The organism is Shewanella sp. MBTL60-112-B2, from assembly GCF_019655055.1.
In the GTDB taxonomy this organism is placed as follows: Bacteria; Pseudomonadota; Gammaproteobacteria; order Enterobacterales; family Shewanellaceae; genus Shewanella.
This window is the reverse complement of the sequence record NZ_BPFA01000005.1, coordinates 74,331-91,965: the sequence shown is the minus strand read 5'-3', so window position 1 is coordinate 91,965 and position 17,635 is coordinate 74,331. Positions and strand designations below refer to the sequence as shown.

The 17,635-nt window shown below is 46.9% G+C and carries 10 protein-coding genes; 5 read left to right on the top strand and 5 right to left on the bottom strand.

What is annotated here, in order from left to right:
• Positions 1–75: 75 nt before the first annotated feature.
• Entirely contained in the window at positions 76–2,982 is a 2,907-nt protein-coding gene (gene rapA, locus K5Q73_RS04565; protein ID WP_220761927.1) for an RNA polymerase-associated protein RapA, read from the bottom strand.
• Positions 2,983–3,315: 333 nt separating this feature from the next.
• On the opposite strand from rapA, the gene K5Q73_RS04560 reads away from it, so the two are divergent.
• The 5 genes from K5Q73_RS04560 (at position 3,316) to K5Q73_RS04540 (ending at position 12,277) form a co-directional block, all read left to right on the top strand.
• Positions 3,316–4,710 carry a PhoH family protein gene (locus K5Q73_RS04560; protein WP_220761925.1) on the top strand — a complete coding sequence of 465 codons (1,395 nt, stop codon included), beginning with the start codon at positions 3,316–3,318 and terminating at the stop codon, positions 4,708–4,710.
• A 180-nt stretch (positions 4,711–4,890) separates the two neighbouring features.
• Complete coding sequence (locus tag K5Q73_RS04555) at positions 4,891–8,595, top strand: response regulator (protein WP_220761923.1); 3,705 nt, start codon at positions 4,891–4,893, stop codon at positions 8,593–8,595.
• Between the two features lie 186 nt (positions 8,596–8,781).
• Positions 8,782–11,187 (top strand): zinc-dependent metalloprotease, encoded by a 2,406-nt coding sequence (locus tag K5Q73_RS04550; RefSeq protein ID WP_220761921.1) that lies wholly within the window; start codon positions 8,782–8,784, stop codon positions 11,185–11,187.
• Between the two features lie 197 nt (positions 11,188–11,384).
• A complete protein-coding gene (locus K5Q73_RS04545; RefSeq protein ID WP_220761919.1) occupies positions 11,385–11,822 on the top strand; it encodes a hypothetical protein in 438 nt (145 codons plus the stop codon).
• Between the two features lie 137 nt (positions 11,823–11,959).
• A complete protein-coding gene (locus K5Q73_RS04540; protein WP_220761917.1) occupies positions 11,960–12,277 on the top strand; it encodes a hypothetical protein in 318 nt (105 codons plus the stop codon).
• A gap of 62 nt (positions 12,278–12,339) precedes the next feature.
• Here K5Q73_RS04540 and K5Q73_RS04535 read toward each other — a convergent pair whose 3' ends face one another.
• From K5Q73_RS04535 to K5Q73_RS04520, 4 genes are all read right to left on the bottom strand, one after another.
• The gene (locus K5Q73_RS04535; protein WP_220761915.1) at positions 12,340–12,699 is read right to left on the bottom strand and encodes a DUF6677 family protein; all 360 of its coding nucleotides are present in this window, start codon (positions 12,697–12,699) and stop codon (positions 12,340–12,342) included.
• Positions 12,700–12,740: 41 nt separating this feature from the next.
• Positions 12,741–13,124 carry a hypothetical protein gene (locus K5Q73_RS04530; RefSeq protein ID WP_259650764.1) on the bottom strand — a complete coding sequence of 128 codons (384 nt, stop codon included), beginning with the start codon at positions 13,122–13,124 and terminating at the stop codon, positions 12,741–12,743.
• 238 nt (positions 13,125–13,362) lie between these two features.
• Positions 13,363–16,443 carry an efflux RND transporter permease subunit gene (locus K5Q73_RS04525; RefSeq protein ID WP_220761913.1) on the bottom strand — a complete coding sequence of 1,027 codons (3,081 nt, stop codon included), beginning with the start codon at positions 16,441–16,443 and terminating at the stop codon, positions 13,363–13,365.
• A gap of 109 nt (positions 16,444–16,552) precedes the next feature.
• The gene (locus K5Q73_RS04520; RefSeq protein WP_220761911.1) at positions 16,553–17,635 is read right to left on the bottom strand and encodes an efflux RND transporter periplasmic adaptor subunit; all 1,083 of its coding nucleotides are present in this window, start codon (positions 17,633–17,635) and stop codon (positions 16,553–16,555) included.

Genomic DNA, 17,635 nt, shown 5'->3' with positions numbered 1-17,635 from the left:
TTAAAAAGCCCTGAATGATCAGGGCTTTTTGGATTGGAAAAGTATCTGTTAGCTCAATGCTAATGTCAGCGCGACTTAAGCGTGGCTAACTAACACGAGTCTAATGGCATCGAGTTGTAGTTGGCTGCTGTCTAAGTAGCGGTTTAACTCAGCCATCTGTTCGCTTAAGTGACTTAGCTCTTCATCACGGATGTTAGGGTTAACCGCTTTTAGCACCTTCAAACGTTCGAGCTCACCAGATAGCTGGCTGGTCATCTTCTCACGAGCACACTGAGTAAGAGTTTCAAGCTGGGTCGTAGCAAAGCTCTCAGCCTTAGCAAATAGTGGGTGCAAGATAGCTTGTGATGCATTAACCAACTTGCTGGCGATATGACGATTAACCGCACTGAGTTGCTTGTTGAAGCTCTCGTACGTCACATTGTCAGACAGGTTGTTGCCGTTCTTATCCAGCAACACACGGATAGGTGTTGGCGGTAAATAACGGTAAAGCTGGCTCGACTTAGGTGCAGAGGCATCGGCTAAATAGATAAGCTCAAGGAACACAGTACCCGCAGGTAGCGCCTTGTTCTTCAATACTGCCACGCTAGTAGTACCAGTTTCTGATGAGGTGATTAAGTCCAGACCAGTCTGTACTAGCGGATGCTCCTGGGTGATTAGCGCAATATCATCACGAGACAATGCCATCTCACGATCGAAGGTCACGGTAATACCATCTTCTGGTAAGCCAGGATAAGTAGGGAACATCATGTGCTCACTAGGGTGCAATACAATGGCGTTCTCGCCGCTATCTTCTTGCTCGACACCGATAATGTCCCAAAGACGGATCACAGAGCCAATAAGCTGAGTATCTTCATCTTTATCTGCCAGAGTTTTCACTAGCTGGTTTGCTCGCTCGCCGCCGTGAGAGTTAATCTCAAGCAGTTTATCGCGGCCCTGTTCCATTGCCACTTTTAGTTCTTGATAACGCGCCTTAGTGCCATCTAGTAGACTTTCAAGCACTGCTTCATCGTTATTAAGCAGGGTCTCTAATAGCTCAGCAGAGAATTCATTAAACAGAATGTGACCACTTGGACAGGTGCACTCAAAGGCATTTAGCCCCTGGTGATACCACTGCATCAATCTTTCTTGCGCTGTATTGGCTAAGAAAGGTAAGTGGATCTCAACATCGTTTTTCTGACCAATACGATCAAGACGACCGATACGCTGTTCTAGCAGATCTGGGTTTAACGGCAGATCGAACAATACTAGATTGCTGGCGAACTGGAAGTTACGACCTTCAGAACCGATTTCACTACAGATAAGCGCCTGTGCACCACCTGACTCTTGCGCAAAGTAGGCACCGGCCTTATCGCGCTCGATGATCGACATGCCTTCATGGAAGACAGTCGCTTGAATACCTTCACGAGTACGCAAGGCTTCTTCTAGGCTCAAAGCGGTTTCGGCTTGGCTAGCGATAATTAGCACTTTCTTGCTGCGGTTGGTCTTTAGGAAGTCAATTAGCCAGTCCACACGTGGATCGAACTTCCACCATGCCGCACTGCCACTGTCGAAGTCTTGGTAGATCTTCTCAGGGCTTAATACTTGGCGAACTTTAGCATTAGTGTCTAAGTGCTTGTTCATCATAGAGCTAACGCGATAAGCAGTAACATACTGCTCAGGCATCTTCTGTGGATGTACATGCAAGTTACGCACAGGGAAGCCTTTCACCGATGCACGGCTGTTACGGTAAAGTACGCGACCTGTACCGTGGCGATCGAGTAGATCTTGTAGCAGTTCGTCACGAGCTTGGAAGCGACTATCAGCATCGGCTGCATCGTCTTGAATTAGCGCGATTGACGCACCGATATCTTTTTCAGACAGAAGCTCAGTTAAGCTAGCAATCGATTCGCTTGATAGCGACTCACCAGAGGCAAGGGCGTCGGCAGCTGTAGCAACGTCTTTGTAGCTGTCTTCTTCTTTTAAGAAAGCTTCATAGTCGTAAAAACGATCCGGATCTAGTAGGCGTAGACGCGCAAAGTGGCTCTGGTGACCTAGCTGATCGGGGGTTGCGGTAAGCAGTAGAACGCCAGGGATCTCTTCACTCAAGGCTTCAACAATTTGGTAAGCACGGCTAGGCGCTTCTTCCGACCACTCTAAGTGATGGGCTTCATCGACAACCATTAGATCCCAGTCGGCATCTAGGGCTTGATCTAAACGACGCTTCTTACGCAATAGATCCAGTGAACAGATCACTAGCTGCTCGGTATAGAAAGGGTTGTCGTGATCGGCATAGGCTTCAACACAACGGTCTTCATCAAATACTGAGAAGCGTAGGTTAAAGCGGCGCAGCATCTCTACTAACCACTGATGACGCAGTGTGTCAGGCACGATCACTAAGATACGCTCGGCGCGGCCAGTCAGTAGTTGCTGGTGGATAATCAAACCAGCTTCGATGGTCTTACCTAGACCTACTTCATCGGCAAGCAATACGCGCGGCGCAAAACGTTGACCGACTTCGTGTGCAATCCACTGCTGATGCGGGATCAATCCAACACGTGGCCCTTGCAGTCCCAGTAGATCGGATGTCGCTAATTTATTTCGTAGCAGTTGGCACTGGTAGCGCACATTGAATCTATCTAAGCGGTCGATTTGACCTGCAAACAGACGATCTTGTGGCTTATTAAAGCGGATATTGTGATTCAACAAGGTTTCGCGCAGGCTAACTTGTTCACCAGTTTCGCTATGGGTGCCGTGGTAAATAATCAGTGAATCTTTTTCTTCAACTTCAGTTACCGTCAACTTCCACTCTTCGTGGCTTTCTACGGTATCACCTGGGTTGTAAATAACACGAGTGAGTGGGGCTTCTGTACGGGAAAACAATCTGTTTTCGCCTGTTGCAGGGAAAAGAACGGTCACCATGCGACCCTCTACTCCAACTACGGTACCTAAACCTAATTCTGATTCGGTGTCACTGATCCAACGTTGACCTAAGGAAAACGGCATTTAAAACTCTCATATACTGGGTGAATCACAAGGGGCGCGTATGTTATACCAATCGTGAGCATATTGAAAATTGAACCCACTAATATTCACCCCAATCTGAGATAATAGTGTACAAAATAATCAGTTGCACTGGAGGTTTTTTTTGTTTCACAGTGCTGTCACATTGTGTCGATATTAATGAATCAAGCTTTGCCGCCTGCAAAAAGAAGGCGGCGGCATTGAAGCTGGGCAATATTGGTGGCAATATGAGATTAGGGTTAACAATTTTTTTACAATAAAAAGGGAGCTACACCGATCTCGTAATCAAAAAATGAATGCACAATTGGAGGCGCCATGGAACAAGACGACAGAAAGTTGTTTGTACTGGATACCAACGTATTACTGCATGAACCTTTAGCTATATACTCGTTTAAGGAACATGATGTAGTCGTGCCGATGACAGTTCTAGAAGAACTGGATTTGATTAAGGATAGAAAACGAGACGTCAGTCGCGATGCGAGAGTTGCGATTAGAGCATTAGAAGATATTTTGGGAGGACAGACGACACCTGAGCAGATTGTTAAGGGCGTTCCGCTACCAAGACGAGAGGACCACGGTGACGTTTCCGGCACCCTATCAATTTTCCCCGACCATCAGATAGAGTTCACCATCGGCAGTATGCCTGGTGACAATAACGATAACCGCATCATTAATACCGCGCTGCATCTGCAAGAGTTACATCAACCTCGTAAAGTGGTTCTGGTTACTAAAGACATCAATATGCGTCTTAAGGCCAAAGGTGCGGGTATTCAGCAGGTAGAAGATTATCGTACCGATCAGTTGATCGATGATATTCGTTTCCTGACTAAAGGTTTCCACCGTTTCGATGGCAACTTCTGGGAGCGTACCGACGATGTCACCACAGAAAGTGACGGTCGCCATACAGTGCATAGCGTGCCACTCGATAAGCTCGGCGACGATATGTTCTACACCAATCAGTACCTATTGGACGACAGCGGTGAGTTTTGTGGTCGTATCGTCGAAAAGACACCTACTGAGCTTAAGTTTTTAGATCTTGGTCAGGAAAGGTTGCTAAACCTTGAAGCTTGGGGAATAAGACCTAAAAACGTCTATCAAGGCATGGCGATGCAAGCGCTGATGGATCCCGATATCGACTTAGTGATTTTAACTGGTCCCGCAGGTTGTGGTAAAACCTTGCTGGCCTTGGCCGCCGCATTGGAGTTGGTGGTTGAGCGTGGTCAGTATGAAAAGGTGATTGTGACCCGTAATACGCCAGAGATTGCCGAGTCTATCGGTTTTCTCCCCGGCACTGAGGAAGAGAAAATGGCCCCTTGGCTGGCGGCAATTACCGATACTCTAGAGGTATTGCACAAGCATGATGTAAATCCCAGTGGCAGCATGAATTATATTATGGATAAGGCCAATATCCAGTTTAAATCGATTAACTTTATGCGGGGGCGTTCTATTCAAAACTCTGTGGTGATCCTGGATGAGTGTCAAAACTTAACCGCGTCACAAATTAAAACCATGATCACCCGAATGGGCGAGGGAACCAAGCTAATCTGTAGTGGTAACCTAGCGCAGATCGACTCAAATTATTTAACCGCAGTCACTTCGGGACTCACCTATATTGTCGAGCGTTTTAAAGACTTTGATGGCAGTGCCAACATCTACCTCAATGGCGTGGTACGTTCGCGTTTAGCCGAGTTTGCAGAAGAAAACCTCTAGCTAATATTGTTTTATTTGGCTAATGATTGGGGCCTCACACTCGTTGAGGCCCTTTTTAACTTTTAAGTTACATTTTTAAGCTATTATTGAAAGCTATCTTACTGATATTATTAACTCAGAAGTCCTGTACTCGCATGGCATATTGAGATTAAGCTCAACAGAGCATACCAAGGGTTGTAAATGAAACGGATTGAGCCGACTCTTCAGCTAAAGTCAACGATTCAAAAGAACTATAACAGAGCGGTTTTTTACACCTATATAGGCGTAATCATCATGGCTTTGGCAACGGCTTGGGTGTCATTCGACCGCCAAAAAGCTCAGCTGATCGAGCAGACTGAAGAGATGGTTGAGCGCCATGTACTACAAGTAGACTTGCTGCTTGAGTCGAGTATGAAAGCCGTTACCAGTTTGCGTAACGTTGCCGTCGACCATTTACGTTTAGGCGAATTGGTGCGTAAAGACCGACTGCCGCAATATGAAAAGTTTAATGAAAGTGGTCAGTTCTTTACCTTGGAGCCTGCCTACGCCAAGAGTGGTGAGCCGTTTACCAACATGGGCCGCATTACAGGTTCAGGCTCGCTAAATGGTCGTAGCGACAAGTTCTATCAAGAACTTGAGATGCTGTTTGAGCTATCTCTGTCATTCCCTGTAGCGAATGAAGCCGCACCTAAAGCCTCATCGATTTATTACATCTCCAAGCGCCGCATCATGTCATATTTTCCGTGGCCGGCAGATGAGCAGCGTTTTCGCGATGAGCTGCTTAATAAGAAGCAGTTCCAGTTAGTCACGCCATCAAATAACCCTCAGCGCAGTGTTGCCTGGAGCCCAGCTTACGTTGAAGCCACGGGCAAAGGGTTGCTGACCACCCTAGGGATCCCCATCTATCTAGAAGACGAGTTTATAGGCTCGATTAACTTAGATATGACCTTGGCTTCGTTACGTAAGCAAATTCGCCTGTATTTTAAAATGCCCGGCACAGTGATTTTGCTAGATCAGAACAACAATATTCTGACCCATAGTGATATCGATACTTCAGATGTTAATCGCGTCTATCACATCAGCCAGAAGATCCCATCTGAGCTGCATTCGATCCCAGAGTCTGAGCTATTCGATGCCCACGAAGGCATTATCCGTAACGGTTATTATATCCACTCTGTGGCGCTGCATAACGCGCCATGGCGCTTGCTCTATCTGCAAGATGTCGATGAGCTATTTAAAGATTCATGGGAAAAATTGGAGCTAACCTTCGTGCTGGTAGTCATGGCGCTATCTGTGCTGGTGACGATTGTTCACTGGTTGACTCGTCGATCGTTCGTTAATCCCGCCTCCAGACTATTGACCTATCTAGAGGAGTGCTCGGCTGAGCCCATTAAGCCGCCAGAAAAGATCACCGTAGGTTGGGCTCCCTGGTTCCAACTGGTGAGCCGGATTTTTGAAGAAAACAAGCAATATACTCGTCACCTTGCCGAGCAAAACAGGCGACTCGATAAGCTGGTGGCCCAACGTACCGAAAGGCTAAAAGACACCACCGAGCGGCGTGAGCAGGAATATGCCTTGCTACGATCACTACTGGATTCGATCCCTGAAGCGATTGTGTTTAAAGATAAAGAGGGCCGCTATCTAGGTTGTAACAAGTCGGCAGAGCGAATGTTGGGCTTTAGCGAAAGTGAAATGATCGGCCAGTTCTCCGATGCCTTGACGGCCGACGAACAGTCGGCCCGTATTCGCGCCGAAGATGAGCGGGTATTGACCGAGAGAGCGCCGCTACGTTACCAAGAAAAGGTGGAGCTTGCCGGTAAGCCTGTGCTGCTCGACACCTTGAAGATCCCATTCTACAACCGTCGTGGCGAGCTACTGGGTTTGATTGCAGTATGGCGCGATGTGACTCGTGAGTACGAGTCGGCAGAGCAGTTACGTTTGTCGGAAGAGCGTTATCACCTTGCCATGGACGCGGTAGAAGACGGTCTATGGGACTGGTATTTAGACTCAGAGCAGATCATTTGTAATCCGGCTTACTATTCGATGCTGGGCTATAAGGTTAATGAGTTCCCAGCCTTAGTGTCGACTATCGATGAGCTTATTCATCCCGATGACCGCATGAGAGTGGAAGAATATCGCGAGCAGTATCTTGCTAACCCAGTAGGTGCCTACGATATCGAATTTAGAATGCTAGGCAAGAACGGTGAGTATCACTGGTTACTTTCCCGTGGTCGTGTAGTGGAATATACCCCTAATAACCAGCCTAAACGTATGTTGGGTACTCACAAGGATATTACTCGTCATAAACGCAACGAAGTCGCCATGCTCGAGGCTAAGCAGGACGCTGAGATGGCGAACCTATATAAGAGCGAATTTTTGGCCAATATGAGTCATGAAATTCGCACGCCGATGAACGCCATTATCGGTATGTTGCAGCTAGCGCAGCGCACTTCGCTCACGCCGCAGCAGAAAGATTACCTAGAGAAAGCGGGTTTCTCGGCGCACTCACTACTGCGGATCATCAACGACATCTTGGATTTCTCTAAGATCGAAGCCGGTAAGTTAGAGCTTGAGCGTGTCGCCTTCCCACTGGATAAGGTGTTAGATCATGCGCTGGATCTTAACGCGCTGAAGGCGCAAGAGAAGGGCGTAGAATTACTACTTTATGCACCTGTTACCGCTGGCTTGATTTTAGAAGGCGATCCGCTGCGTCTCGGTCAGGTACTGATTAACTTGCTGTCGAATGCGGTGAAGTTCACTCAGTCCGGTGAAATTGAGCTTGGTTGTGAAGATGTGGGTGAACGCGATCATCGTATTACGCTTAAGTTCTGGATCCGCGATACCGGGATCGGGATCAGTAAAGAGCAGCAAGCAACGCTGTTCGATGCCTTTGCCCAGGCCGATGGCTCTACCACACGTAAATATGGCGGCACCGGCTTAGGCTTATCTATCAGTAAGCACTTAGTGTCTCTCATGGGCGGCACTATGCAGGTCGAGAGTGAGATGAGTGTCGGCAGTACCTTTAGTTTCACCATTAGCTTCGAAATTGCCGAAGAGGGTCATGTGTTACCTCTAGTCGTGCCAGAGACCGTAGGTAATTTAAAGACCTTGGTTATCGACGATAACCCTACGGCGCTGCAGATCTATTCGAGTGTGATGCGAGACTTCCACTTTAATGTTGATACCGCCGCTAGTGGACCAGAGGGCTTGTATAAGCTCAGTAAGGGCCCAGTAGATCTGCTACTGCTCGACTGGATGATGCCAGAGATGGACGGCATCGAAGTGATCAAAGAGATCGATGACATGGTGGCAGATGGCCGATTAGAGAAGCGTCCTATTATCATTATGATGACAGCTTACACTGCCGAGCCGATGCAAAAAGATGTGGAGGCGGCTAACGTCTTCGCCCTATTGCAGAAACCGTTCAAGGCTTCTTCTTTGTTCGATCAAATTATTTCCGCATTTGCTGATGAGCCGAGTTTAAATCCGTTGCCTGAAGTGAATGAAGAAGAATCAGATAAAGACTCTGGTTACGTCTTACTCGTTGAAGATAACTTCATCAACCAACAGGTGGCGACTGAACTGCTTAAGAGTGCGGGTTACACAGTCGATGTTGCTGAAAACGGCCAAATTGCGCTGGATATGCTCGATAAAGCCAAATATGACGCTGTACTGATGGATATTCAGATGCCGGTGATGGATGGTCTTACCGCGACTAAGGAGCTTAGAAAACGCTACTCCGTCGATGAACTGCCTGTAATAGCAATGACGGCTCACGCCATGTCTGGCGACAGAGAAAAGAGTCTGGCAGCAGGAATGAACGCCCATATTACCAAGCCGATCGTGCTCAGCGAGTTGTTTGACACCTTGAGTCACTGGATTGGCGAGTGTGGCAGGAAGTCTTAAATAGCCGCTTAACTGCGGCTTGAGCCAAATTTAAGTGATACTTGTTCAAATAGAAAAGATAGGCTTGCTAAAGTGCAAGCCTATTTATTAAGCTAAATGCCGAATCAATCCAAGCTACTCATTAATAATAAAGGCTATCGTTAGTGAGCCAATACGATAGCGACCAACAAAGATCAAGGAGATCGAATGAGACCTTATAAGCTCGCGCTGGCAATTGCACTCGCCGTTGTGCCTATGACCAGTGCTGTGGCTGCCACCACAAACACAGCGACTCTGATTAAAAACAGTCAGGCTGCGACAGGTTTCATTAATCTGTTTTATGACAAAACCTCGGGGGATCTTTACCTCGAAGCCAATAAGCTAGATCAACCTTTCTTAATGTTAACCAGCTTACCTCATGGTGTCGGCTCCAATGATATCGGACTCGACAGAGGTCAGTTAGGTCGTACTCGCATGGTGCAGTTTGAGCGTCATGGCCCATATCTGATTTTAAAGCAGCTTAATACTTACTATCGTGCCAATACTGAAAATGCTGCCGAGCAAAGAGCGGTAAAAGAAGCCTTTGCTGAGTCTGTTTTATGGCGTGGAAAACTGATTACAGGCAAGCGTAATCTGGTTGCTCTTAACGATCTGGTCGTTAAGGATCTGCACGGTATCAGCGATGTGTTAGAGCAAACAAAGCAGGGGAGCTACCAGTTAGATCAATCTAAGTCGCTGATCTTACCTGAAGGGGTGAAGTCTTTTGAACGCAATAGCGACATCGATGTACTGCTTACCTTTGATGCCGCTAAAGAAGGCAATTATGTTGCTCAGGTAACCCCTGATGCTAAGCATCTATCTGTGCGTCTGCGTTACTCATTTATTGCCTTGCCTGAAGAGGGGTATCAGGCTCGTGCTTATCACCCACTAAGCGGCTATTTGTCGGATGAATACCTCGATTACGCTACCCGTGTCGATGAAGATATTCGTCAGCGTTTTTTATTGCGCCACCGACTTGAGAAAGTAACCCCAGGCTCAGCGCCAAGCCAAGTGGTTAAGCCGATTACCTATTATCTTGATCCTGGCGTTCCAGAGCCAATTAGGACTGCATTATTAGAGGGAGCAAGATGGTGGGAAGATGCCTTCACCCATGCCGGCTTTATTAACGGTTTTAAGGTCGAGCTGTTACCCGAAGATGCCGATCCACAGGATGTACGCTACAACATGATCCAGTGGGTGCACCGCGCTACTCGTGGCTGGTCTTATGGCTCTGCAGTAACAGATCCACGCACAGGTGAAATTATCAAAGGCCATGTCACTCTTGGTAGCCAACGCGTACGCCAAGATCACCTAATCGCCCGTGGCTTAACTGCAGGCTGGCAAGACAGAGCCGCTGCCGATGATGCCTCTATGGCTCTAGCGCTGGCGCGTATTCGTCAGTTATCCGCCCATGAGGTGGGGCACACATTAGGCTTAGATCATAACTTCTCTGCATCGAGCAATAGCAACGCCTCTGTGATGGATTATCCGCATCCTATGGTAACCATCAACGGCGATAAAATTGATATCAGTAAGCCTTACGATGAAGGCATTGGCGCTTGGGATAAATACACCGTGGCCTATGGTTATGGTGAATATGGCGCGCCAGAAGAGGAAGCGCAGGGGCTTGCTAAGCTCAGAGACGATGTGGCTAAGCAAGGGCTTAGATATATTGGCGAGGCAGACTCTCGCTCCGCAGGCGCGAGTAATGCCTATGCTAGTCTTTGGGATAACGGCAACGATCCGGTAGCAGAGCTTAGCCGACTCGGCGAAGTGCGCGCTAAGGCAATCGCCGATTTTTCTGCTGAGGCGTTACTTGCAGAGCAGCCACAAGGTGAGCTACAAGATGCGTTTGTGCCTATCTACTTGCTGACACGCTTTCAAATTGCTGCGGCGGCCAAGATGATTGGTGGTACCACCTATGACTATGGTGATGGAGTGGATAGTAAAAGCTGGCACTATGTTGCTCCAGCTGTGCAGTTGCAGGCACTTGAGGCCTTGTTAGCGACCTTATCACCAGATGAGCTCGCCATTGAGGAGACGCTTGAGCAAGTGTTGGTGCCTAAGGCGGGTAACTACTATAAAACTCGTGAGAGCTTCGATTCCGGTTTAGGTGTGATTACCGATCCCTTAGGTATGGCGGAAGTGTTGAGCCGTTTAACCCTGTCGCAAATCTATACCGCTGAGCGCATGAATCGCGTTAATCAGGCTTATCTAAGCGATAAGGAGCAGTTATCTGTTTCTAAGCTAACCGATAAGGTACTCGCAAGCACAGTGTTTAGCGACATCCCTACCGGGCCTGAGCTTGGTGTGTGGATGCGAGTCAATACCGTGACCATAGATAGCTTGTTAGCGGCTTTGCATAATCCTAAGACAAGACCTGAAGTGAAGGCGCAATTAGCCGAGCGTTTAGCGTATACGGTAAAGCAGCTAAAGCGTAAGGTTAAGCGAGTGAGTGCCTATGAAGCCGCTCATTATGCCTGGTTACAACAAGGCATTGAAAAGGGGCTTAAGGATGCGAAGTACCAGCTGATTACTAAGCCGTTGGCACTGCCGCCCGGATCACCGATTTAAGCTAATGGGCTTACCGATTTAAGCTAACGGGCTCGCTGAGTTAAGCTTAAGTCGGTTAATCGCCATCAGCATAAGAATAACTGGCGCGACTATCGCGCCTTTTTTATTGCCGTTTGTTAATAATAGTTTCCTTGATACGAAACTATTTTGAATTTTATCAGTCTATTATCGCAGTCCTTGTTTATTTATTATTGCTGATGATAAAAGCGTTAACTCATTGGGTATTACTTATCTCCTTGTTGGGACAGTTTCTGCTGACTCCTGCAATGGCGTTGCCCGATCAGTTACATCAGCTTGAAGATCACCTGCCCCAATCCATTGTTCTGTCCGATATTGAGGCAAACTTTGTTAAGAACGAGCTTGCGCATAATGATGTGAGTACCACCAATAAGGCCTCGAATCTATTTAGCTTAATTGCAGAAATTGGCGACCAAGTTAACAACTCGATTTGTGAAGCAAGTTGTCAGATGTTGGCTTCAGGACACTGCATGAATCACAGTACTTGTGGTCCCGGGCTAGGTTCAATTTGTGTTTTGTCGCTAAAACAGAACATTAGCCGAGGCGGGATAGATGGACCTAGCTGGCCGGTTAAAACCGTTAAACTTCATATTGTTACCCCCCCTCCAATTGCATAAAGAGTCATCTTAAACCGATATTTTTGGGTTCAAATTGTATCAAAATGCAATATTTGTGTCTTTTTCATTCTCTAAAACAGATAGATCATGTAGGCTGTTTGTTAAGCGAATGTAGGCAAATAAGATTGGAGTTGTATATGAATAAGTTAACCAGCGTAGCCTTAACACTAGCAATTGGCTGTATCTCTAGTTCTGCAATGGCAGAACGACCAGATTTTTCGAAGACATCAGCAGCACGTGCTGATTACGATTTTTCTAAAAACCTATCAGCTGCATCACAGCAACTAAATAAAGTCGAACGCATTTCAACTCGACATGATTTCTCAAAGACATTAGCCGCAACCAGTGGTTATAGCTTTGCTAAGAATCCACATGTTGAGCCAGTGAAACACGCACATCCTTCAAGCCAGCACGATTTCTCTAAGACAGAAGCACTGCTCGATGCAAGTATGTAAGGGTTAGATGTGAGTGAAAGGGCTACTGACGAGTAGCCCTTTTTTATGGCTGCAATTTAATCTTAGTGGTGGCTAACCTCTGCATCATCTTGTTTTTTACCTAGCCTATAAGAGTCAATGACGCCAAAACCCCAAGCCAGAATAAAGCCGAAAGTGGCGATATTAATATACAGCGCCTCGTTACCCACTGGTGCTTGAGTCACTGCGCTATAGATGGCGTCGAGTTGTAGCGGTAGCTCTCCATTTAAGATTTGCTGCGAGATCTCTTGCGCGCGCTCATAAGCATGCCACAGCAGAAAAGACAGAGCGGCAAGGGTGCTAACTAATAAGATGTTACCCATGGTGCGCTTTTTCAGATAAAAATGGCCACTACCGGGGCAGACAAAGGCTGATAGCAGAGCTGCTTTTATAGATGTTTTCATGGTGTGTTTATCAGTACCTTGATGAATAGGCTAATTGGAGATCACTCTAAATCGATACGGCGGATCGCTTGTGTGAGAAAGTCACTCTTAGCTTGGAGGCGAGATTTTATCTCATCATCACTTCGATAGGCACTTAGTTGGCTGTTTACGCCTTGGAGTTCTTGTACTAACCAGCCGCGGATCATCACGTAATAGCGCGAATCAGTACCATAATGGCTAATCAATTCTAGCGAATTTTTAGAGGGGGTTTTTATGGCGTTATCAACTGATTTAACCATCACGCCAATATTATATTCTTCAGACTGCTCAGGTGTATTCGCCTGAACTGGCATGGTCAGCACTGCGCTTAATAACCCAGTGCTTAATAGCCTTGTACTTAATAGCTGTGCGCTAGTGGTCAGTTTATTGTGGTAGTTAAACTTCATTTACGCCCCCAATCAGCAAATTGATTAGGCTAGATTAGCAGCCAGAAAGGGCAAATACTCTTAAATTTTTGTTTATCTAATATTGATACTATCAATATGAAAAAACCTGATTAAGCCAGTTGGCTTAATCAGGGGCGCCGGGAAGCAAATTTTCGGGGTTGACGATTACTTGAGTGTTGACCTCCTTATTGAGAACGCATACTCAGTGTCCTTATCTGGCTTACAGATTGAGATCCGCTTATGCGGTCTGTTTGCGTGGACAAGGAATTCTGAATGCTAAGGTGTAGGTCACCGGCAAAACGATTAATGTCAGTACTGACGCAAAACCAAGGCCGAAGATAATCGTGATAGCCATCGAGCCAAAGAAAGCATCAGATAGCAGTGGGATCATCCCCAGCATAGTGGTAATTGCCGCCATCAATACGGGCCTGACGCGGCTCAAAGCCGAGTCGACAACCGCTTGGTAAGCCTCTTTTCCTTGCGATAACTCAAGGTTAATTTGATCAACCAATACAATGCCATTTTTAATGATCATGCCGGTTAAACTCAGTAAGCCCAGTAGCGCCATAAAGCTAAATGGTGCATCAAATAACAGTAAACCTGACACCACACCAATTAAAGATAATGGCACCGTAAACCAAATCACCAGTGGCTGTCTGACAGAGTTAAATAGCAGTACCGTGATTAAAAACATTGCCAAATAACCTAGCGGAATTGAGCTAAATACTGATTCCTGCGCTTCAAGCGAGGTTTCATATTCACCGCCCCATTCAAGCTCATAACCAGCGGGCAATGAGATCGCTTCGATATCGGCTCTGATCTTTCTAAATACCGAGTCGGCGGTTTCGTCTGTGCCGTTAATCGGATCGGCCAGCACTGAAATCACCCGTTTACGATCGCGGCGCATGATCAGCGGATCTTCCCACTCAGTGGCAAAGTCAGATACCACCTGAGTTACTGGCACGAAAGTATTGTTTTCACTGCTCCAAATTTGCAGCTTCCAAATACTTTGTGCATCCAGACGTTCTTCAGCAGGGGCACGAGCAATAATAGGCAGTAGATGGCTGTTTTCACGATAGGTGCCCACTTGCTGGCCACTAAAGTTAGTCAGTAGGGCGTTATCGAGATCTTGCTTACTAATACCGGTTTCACGCGCCTGTGCTAGTGCTAGCTGTGGACGCACTAAAGTCACTTGGTTACGCCAGTTATGACGTACGCCTACAGCTGTTGGTTCAGCTTTTAATACAGCTTCAGCTTGGGCGGCAAGTTGGCGCAATACCTGTGGATCTTCACCATAAAAGCGCGCTTCAATCTTAGCCGCAGGGCTTGGACCATTTTCCATATACTTAAAGCGATATTGCGCTTCTGGATACTTAAGGCTCAGCTCACGTTCCAGTACCCGCATATATTTATTTAGCGTCTCAAGATCGGTCATTTCCAGTAAGATCTGACCATAAGCTTTGTAGCCTTTCTCTGGTACGTAAGACAGTACAAAGCGCTGCGCACCTTGGCCTACAACCGTGGTGAGGTTGACTAAGCCAATATCTTCGGCTTGTTGCTGTGCCATTAAGTCGGTTTCAATGCGGCTTAATAAGCGTTCAGTAGCTTTAATATCTGAGCCTTCTGGCATCCACACATCAACAAAAAACATCGGCGTGTTTGACGCTGGGAAGAACACGTTCTTTACATGAGCAAAACCAAATACAGATGAGATAAGTGCAGCAATCACCAGTATTAATGTTACCGCTCTAAAGCGCATCGCTAGGTTTAACGTTTGGCGATATAAACCAAATAACCAACCTTTGTATGGATCATCATTCTCCTCTTCGCTGGCCACACCGTCTTTAAACATTAAGTTGCAGAAGAACGGCGTTAGGGTCATGGCGGTGATCCAGCTGATAAACAGCGAGATCAACAAGACTTGGAATAATGAGGCACAGAACTCACCAGTAGAGTTGTCAGACAAACCAATCGGCGCAAACGCGATAATGGCAATAATGGTGGCACCAAGTAGCGGCCACTGAGTTTGCGAAATCACTTGCTTAGCGGTTTCTAGTCGAGTTTGACCACGCTTAATGCCAATTAATATGCCTTCGGTAACTACAATCGCGTTATCAACTAACATACCTAGCGCGATAATTAGTGCGCCCAGCGAGATGATCTGCAGCTCAATATTGAGCACATTCATCACCACAAAGGTACCTAAAATAGTCAGCAGCAATACCAAGCCCATTAATAGGCCAGAACGAACACCCATAAAGATAAGTAGTACGCCAATAACGATCGCAATTGACTCGGCCAAGTTAACCAGAAAGCCATTGACCGTCTGGTCCACCATCTTGCTTTGGTCATAAACCGTATCCAGTGACATGCCAATCGGTAGCTCGCTATTAAGCTCCGCCATACGCGCGTTTACCGCTTCACCGACTTTAACTACGTTAACGCCGCTAGAGAATGCGATACCAATCGACAGCGCTTGCTTGCCATCGGCATGATAAATGCTGCTTGGTGACTCTTCAGTGTCTTTGTAAATCTTGGCAATATCGCCTAAGTAGATAAGCTTGGCACTGCCCGGCGGGCTAATAACCAAACGCTCCATCTGGCTAACATTATTAAACTCGCCCGTTGGGTGAATACGAATACGGTTATCGCCAACTAACATGCTACCTGCGTTAGATACCACGTTTTGACTGTTGATCAGACCATAGATGTAGTTTTGATCTAAACCTAATGCATTAAGCTTTTGCTGTGAGATCTCAACCACGACTTGCTCGTTAACAATACCGGCAATGGTGACTTTCTTAATGCCATCAACCAGTACCAGTTCACGGCGTAAAAAGTCGGCGTAGTTTTGCAGCTCACGGTCGCTATAGCCGTCACCGCTAACGTTGAGCAAGATGCCGTATACATCGCCAAAGTCATCGATAACTGATGGCGCCATTACCCCGGGTGGCAGTTCAACGGCCTTATCGTTGATTTTACGGCGAACTTCATCCCACACTTGTGGCAATTCTTCTGCGCCATAATTGTCTTTTATCTCGATTTCAATCTGCGACAGGCCAGCGCTGTTAACTGAGGTAATGTGCTTAATGCCATCAAGCTGCTGCAAGGCATCTTCAAGCGGCAGTGTGACTTCTTCTTCTACCTGCTCAGGTGACGCGCCCGGATAAGCGGTAACCACCAAAGCTTGTTTGATAGTAAATTCAGGAAACTCCAGCTGACCTAAGCTGAAGAATGAGATGCTACCGCCAACGAGGAGCAGCAAGGCAAACATCCAGCTAATGACTTTGTGGGTAATCGAGTATTCAGCAAAATTCATTCGTAAATCTCTTGTAAAGCAAGGTCAAAGCGCGAGTGCGCTTTGACACAAAATTAAGACGATAAAGCAGGCGATAAAACGGGGAATATCTTTGCGCTAGGGCGTCAGCTTATACGCCGCGCTGCCAGCGCAGCGGCTTAACCTGTAGGTCTTCCGATAGATACTGCACACCGGCCACAACAACTTGATCACCAACATTGATACCGTTAACAATTTCAATGCCATCGCTAGTGACTTTACCTAAGGTCACTTGGTGTTGGTTCACCTTGCCAAGCTCTGGGTTATAGGCCCAAACGATATGTTGGCCGTCGCTATCGCGCTTAGTAATCGCACTGGCAGGCAATACTGCAGTCACCGTGCGTAGCAGATTTTGCGTCACATCCATGGTTAGCTCGGCGCTCATGCCTGGTAATACCGTCATATTGCTTGGGCGTGGCAGGGTAAATACCACTTCATAGCTTTGGGTGCCCGGAGTCACTTGGGTCGCGTGCTCTTTCAATAAAGCTGCATAACTGCTGTTAGGGTTGTTGGCGAATCGCACTATCGGCTGAGTGATGGCATTAGGATTAAACTGACTGATGTTACCCGCTAATGATTCAGGCACTTGGATCACTACATCAATATTGCTGTCTTTTTGCAGCACCAATACCGACTGGTTTGCTTGGATCATCTGATAGTTATCGGTAGCGATTTTTGCCACAGTGCCAGCGTATGGTGCGGTTAGTTCGGTGTAACTTAGCTGATCTTGCGCGCTAGCAAGATTGGCTTTGGCTGACTTTAATTGTGCGCTAGCAAGATCATAGTCAGACTGCGAAATAAGCTCACGGCGCAGCAACTCACCTTTACGTTTAAAGTCTGCTTTAGCCAGTTCATAGTCAGCTTCGCGGTTAAGCAAAGTATTGCGGGCATCGCGATCATCTAGGCGTGCGAGTACAGCGCCTTTTTTAACCTGTTGCCCTTCAACTAAGTTAAATTCAACTAAATGGCCAGACAGTCTAAACGACAATTCGGCTTGCTTCGTCGCTGCAACTTTGGCGGGGAAGGTTCGTAATGATCCGGCATTAACGTCGGTAACTTCCAGCAATTTAACCGGACGAATACTCGTCGGCGCAACTTCGGTAGACTCTGCGCTACATCCGCTAACGATTACAGTGAAGAGAAGAAATGAAAGAGAAGTCGTCAGCTTATTCAT

Coding starts and splice junctions, on each gene's coding strand:
- K5Q73_RS04535 (WP_220761915.1), bottom strand. CDS start 12,699: ATGAAAACATCTATAAAAGCAGCTCTGCTATCAGCCTTTGTCTGCCCC.
- K5Q73_RS04530 (WP_259650764.1), bottom strand. CDS start 13,124: ATGAAGTTTAACTACCACAATAAACTGACCACTAGCGCACAGCTATTA.
- K5Q73_RS04550 (WP_220761921.1), top strand. CDS start 8,782: ATGAGACCTTATAAGCTCGCGCTGGCAATTGCACTCGCCGTTGTGCCT.
- K5Q73_RS04545 (WP_220761919.1), top strand. CDS start 11,385: ATGATAAAAGCGTTAACTCATTGGGTATTACTTATCTCCTTGTTGGGA.
- rapA (WP_220761927.1), bottom strand. CDS start 2,982: ATGCCGTTTTCCTTAGGTCAACGTTGGATCAGTGACACCGAATCAGAA.
- K5Q73_RS04520 (WP_220761911.1), bottom strand. CDS start 17,635: ATGAATAAGCTGACGACTTCTCTTTCATTTCTTCTCTTCACTGTAATC.
- K5Q73_RS04555 (WP_220761923.1), top strand. CDS start 4,891: ATGAAACGGATTGAGCCGACTCTTCAGCTAAAGTCAACGATTCAAAAG.
- K5Q73_RS04560 (WP_220761925.1), top strand. CDS start 3,316: ATGGAACAAGACGACAGAAAGTTGTTTGTACTGGATACCAACGTATTA.
- K5Q73_RS04540 (WP_220761917.1), top strand. CDS start 11,960: ATGAATAAGTTAACCAGCGTAGCCTTAACACTAGCAATTGGCTGTATC.
- K5Q73_RS04525 (WP_220761913.1), bottom strand. CDS start 16,443: ATGAATTTTGCTGAATACTCGATTACCCACAAAGTCATTAGCTGGATG.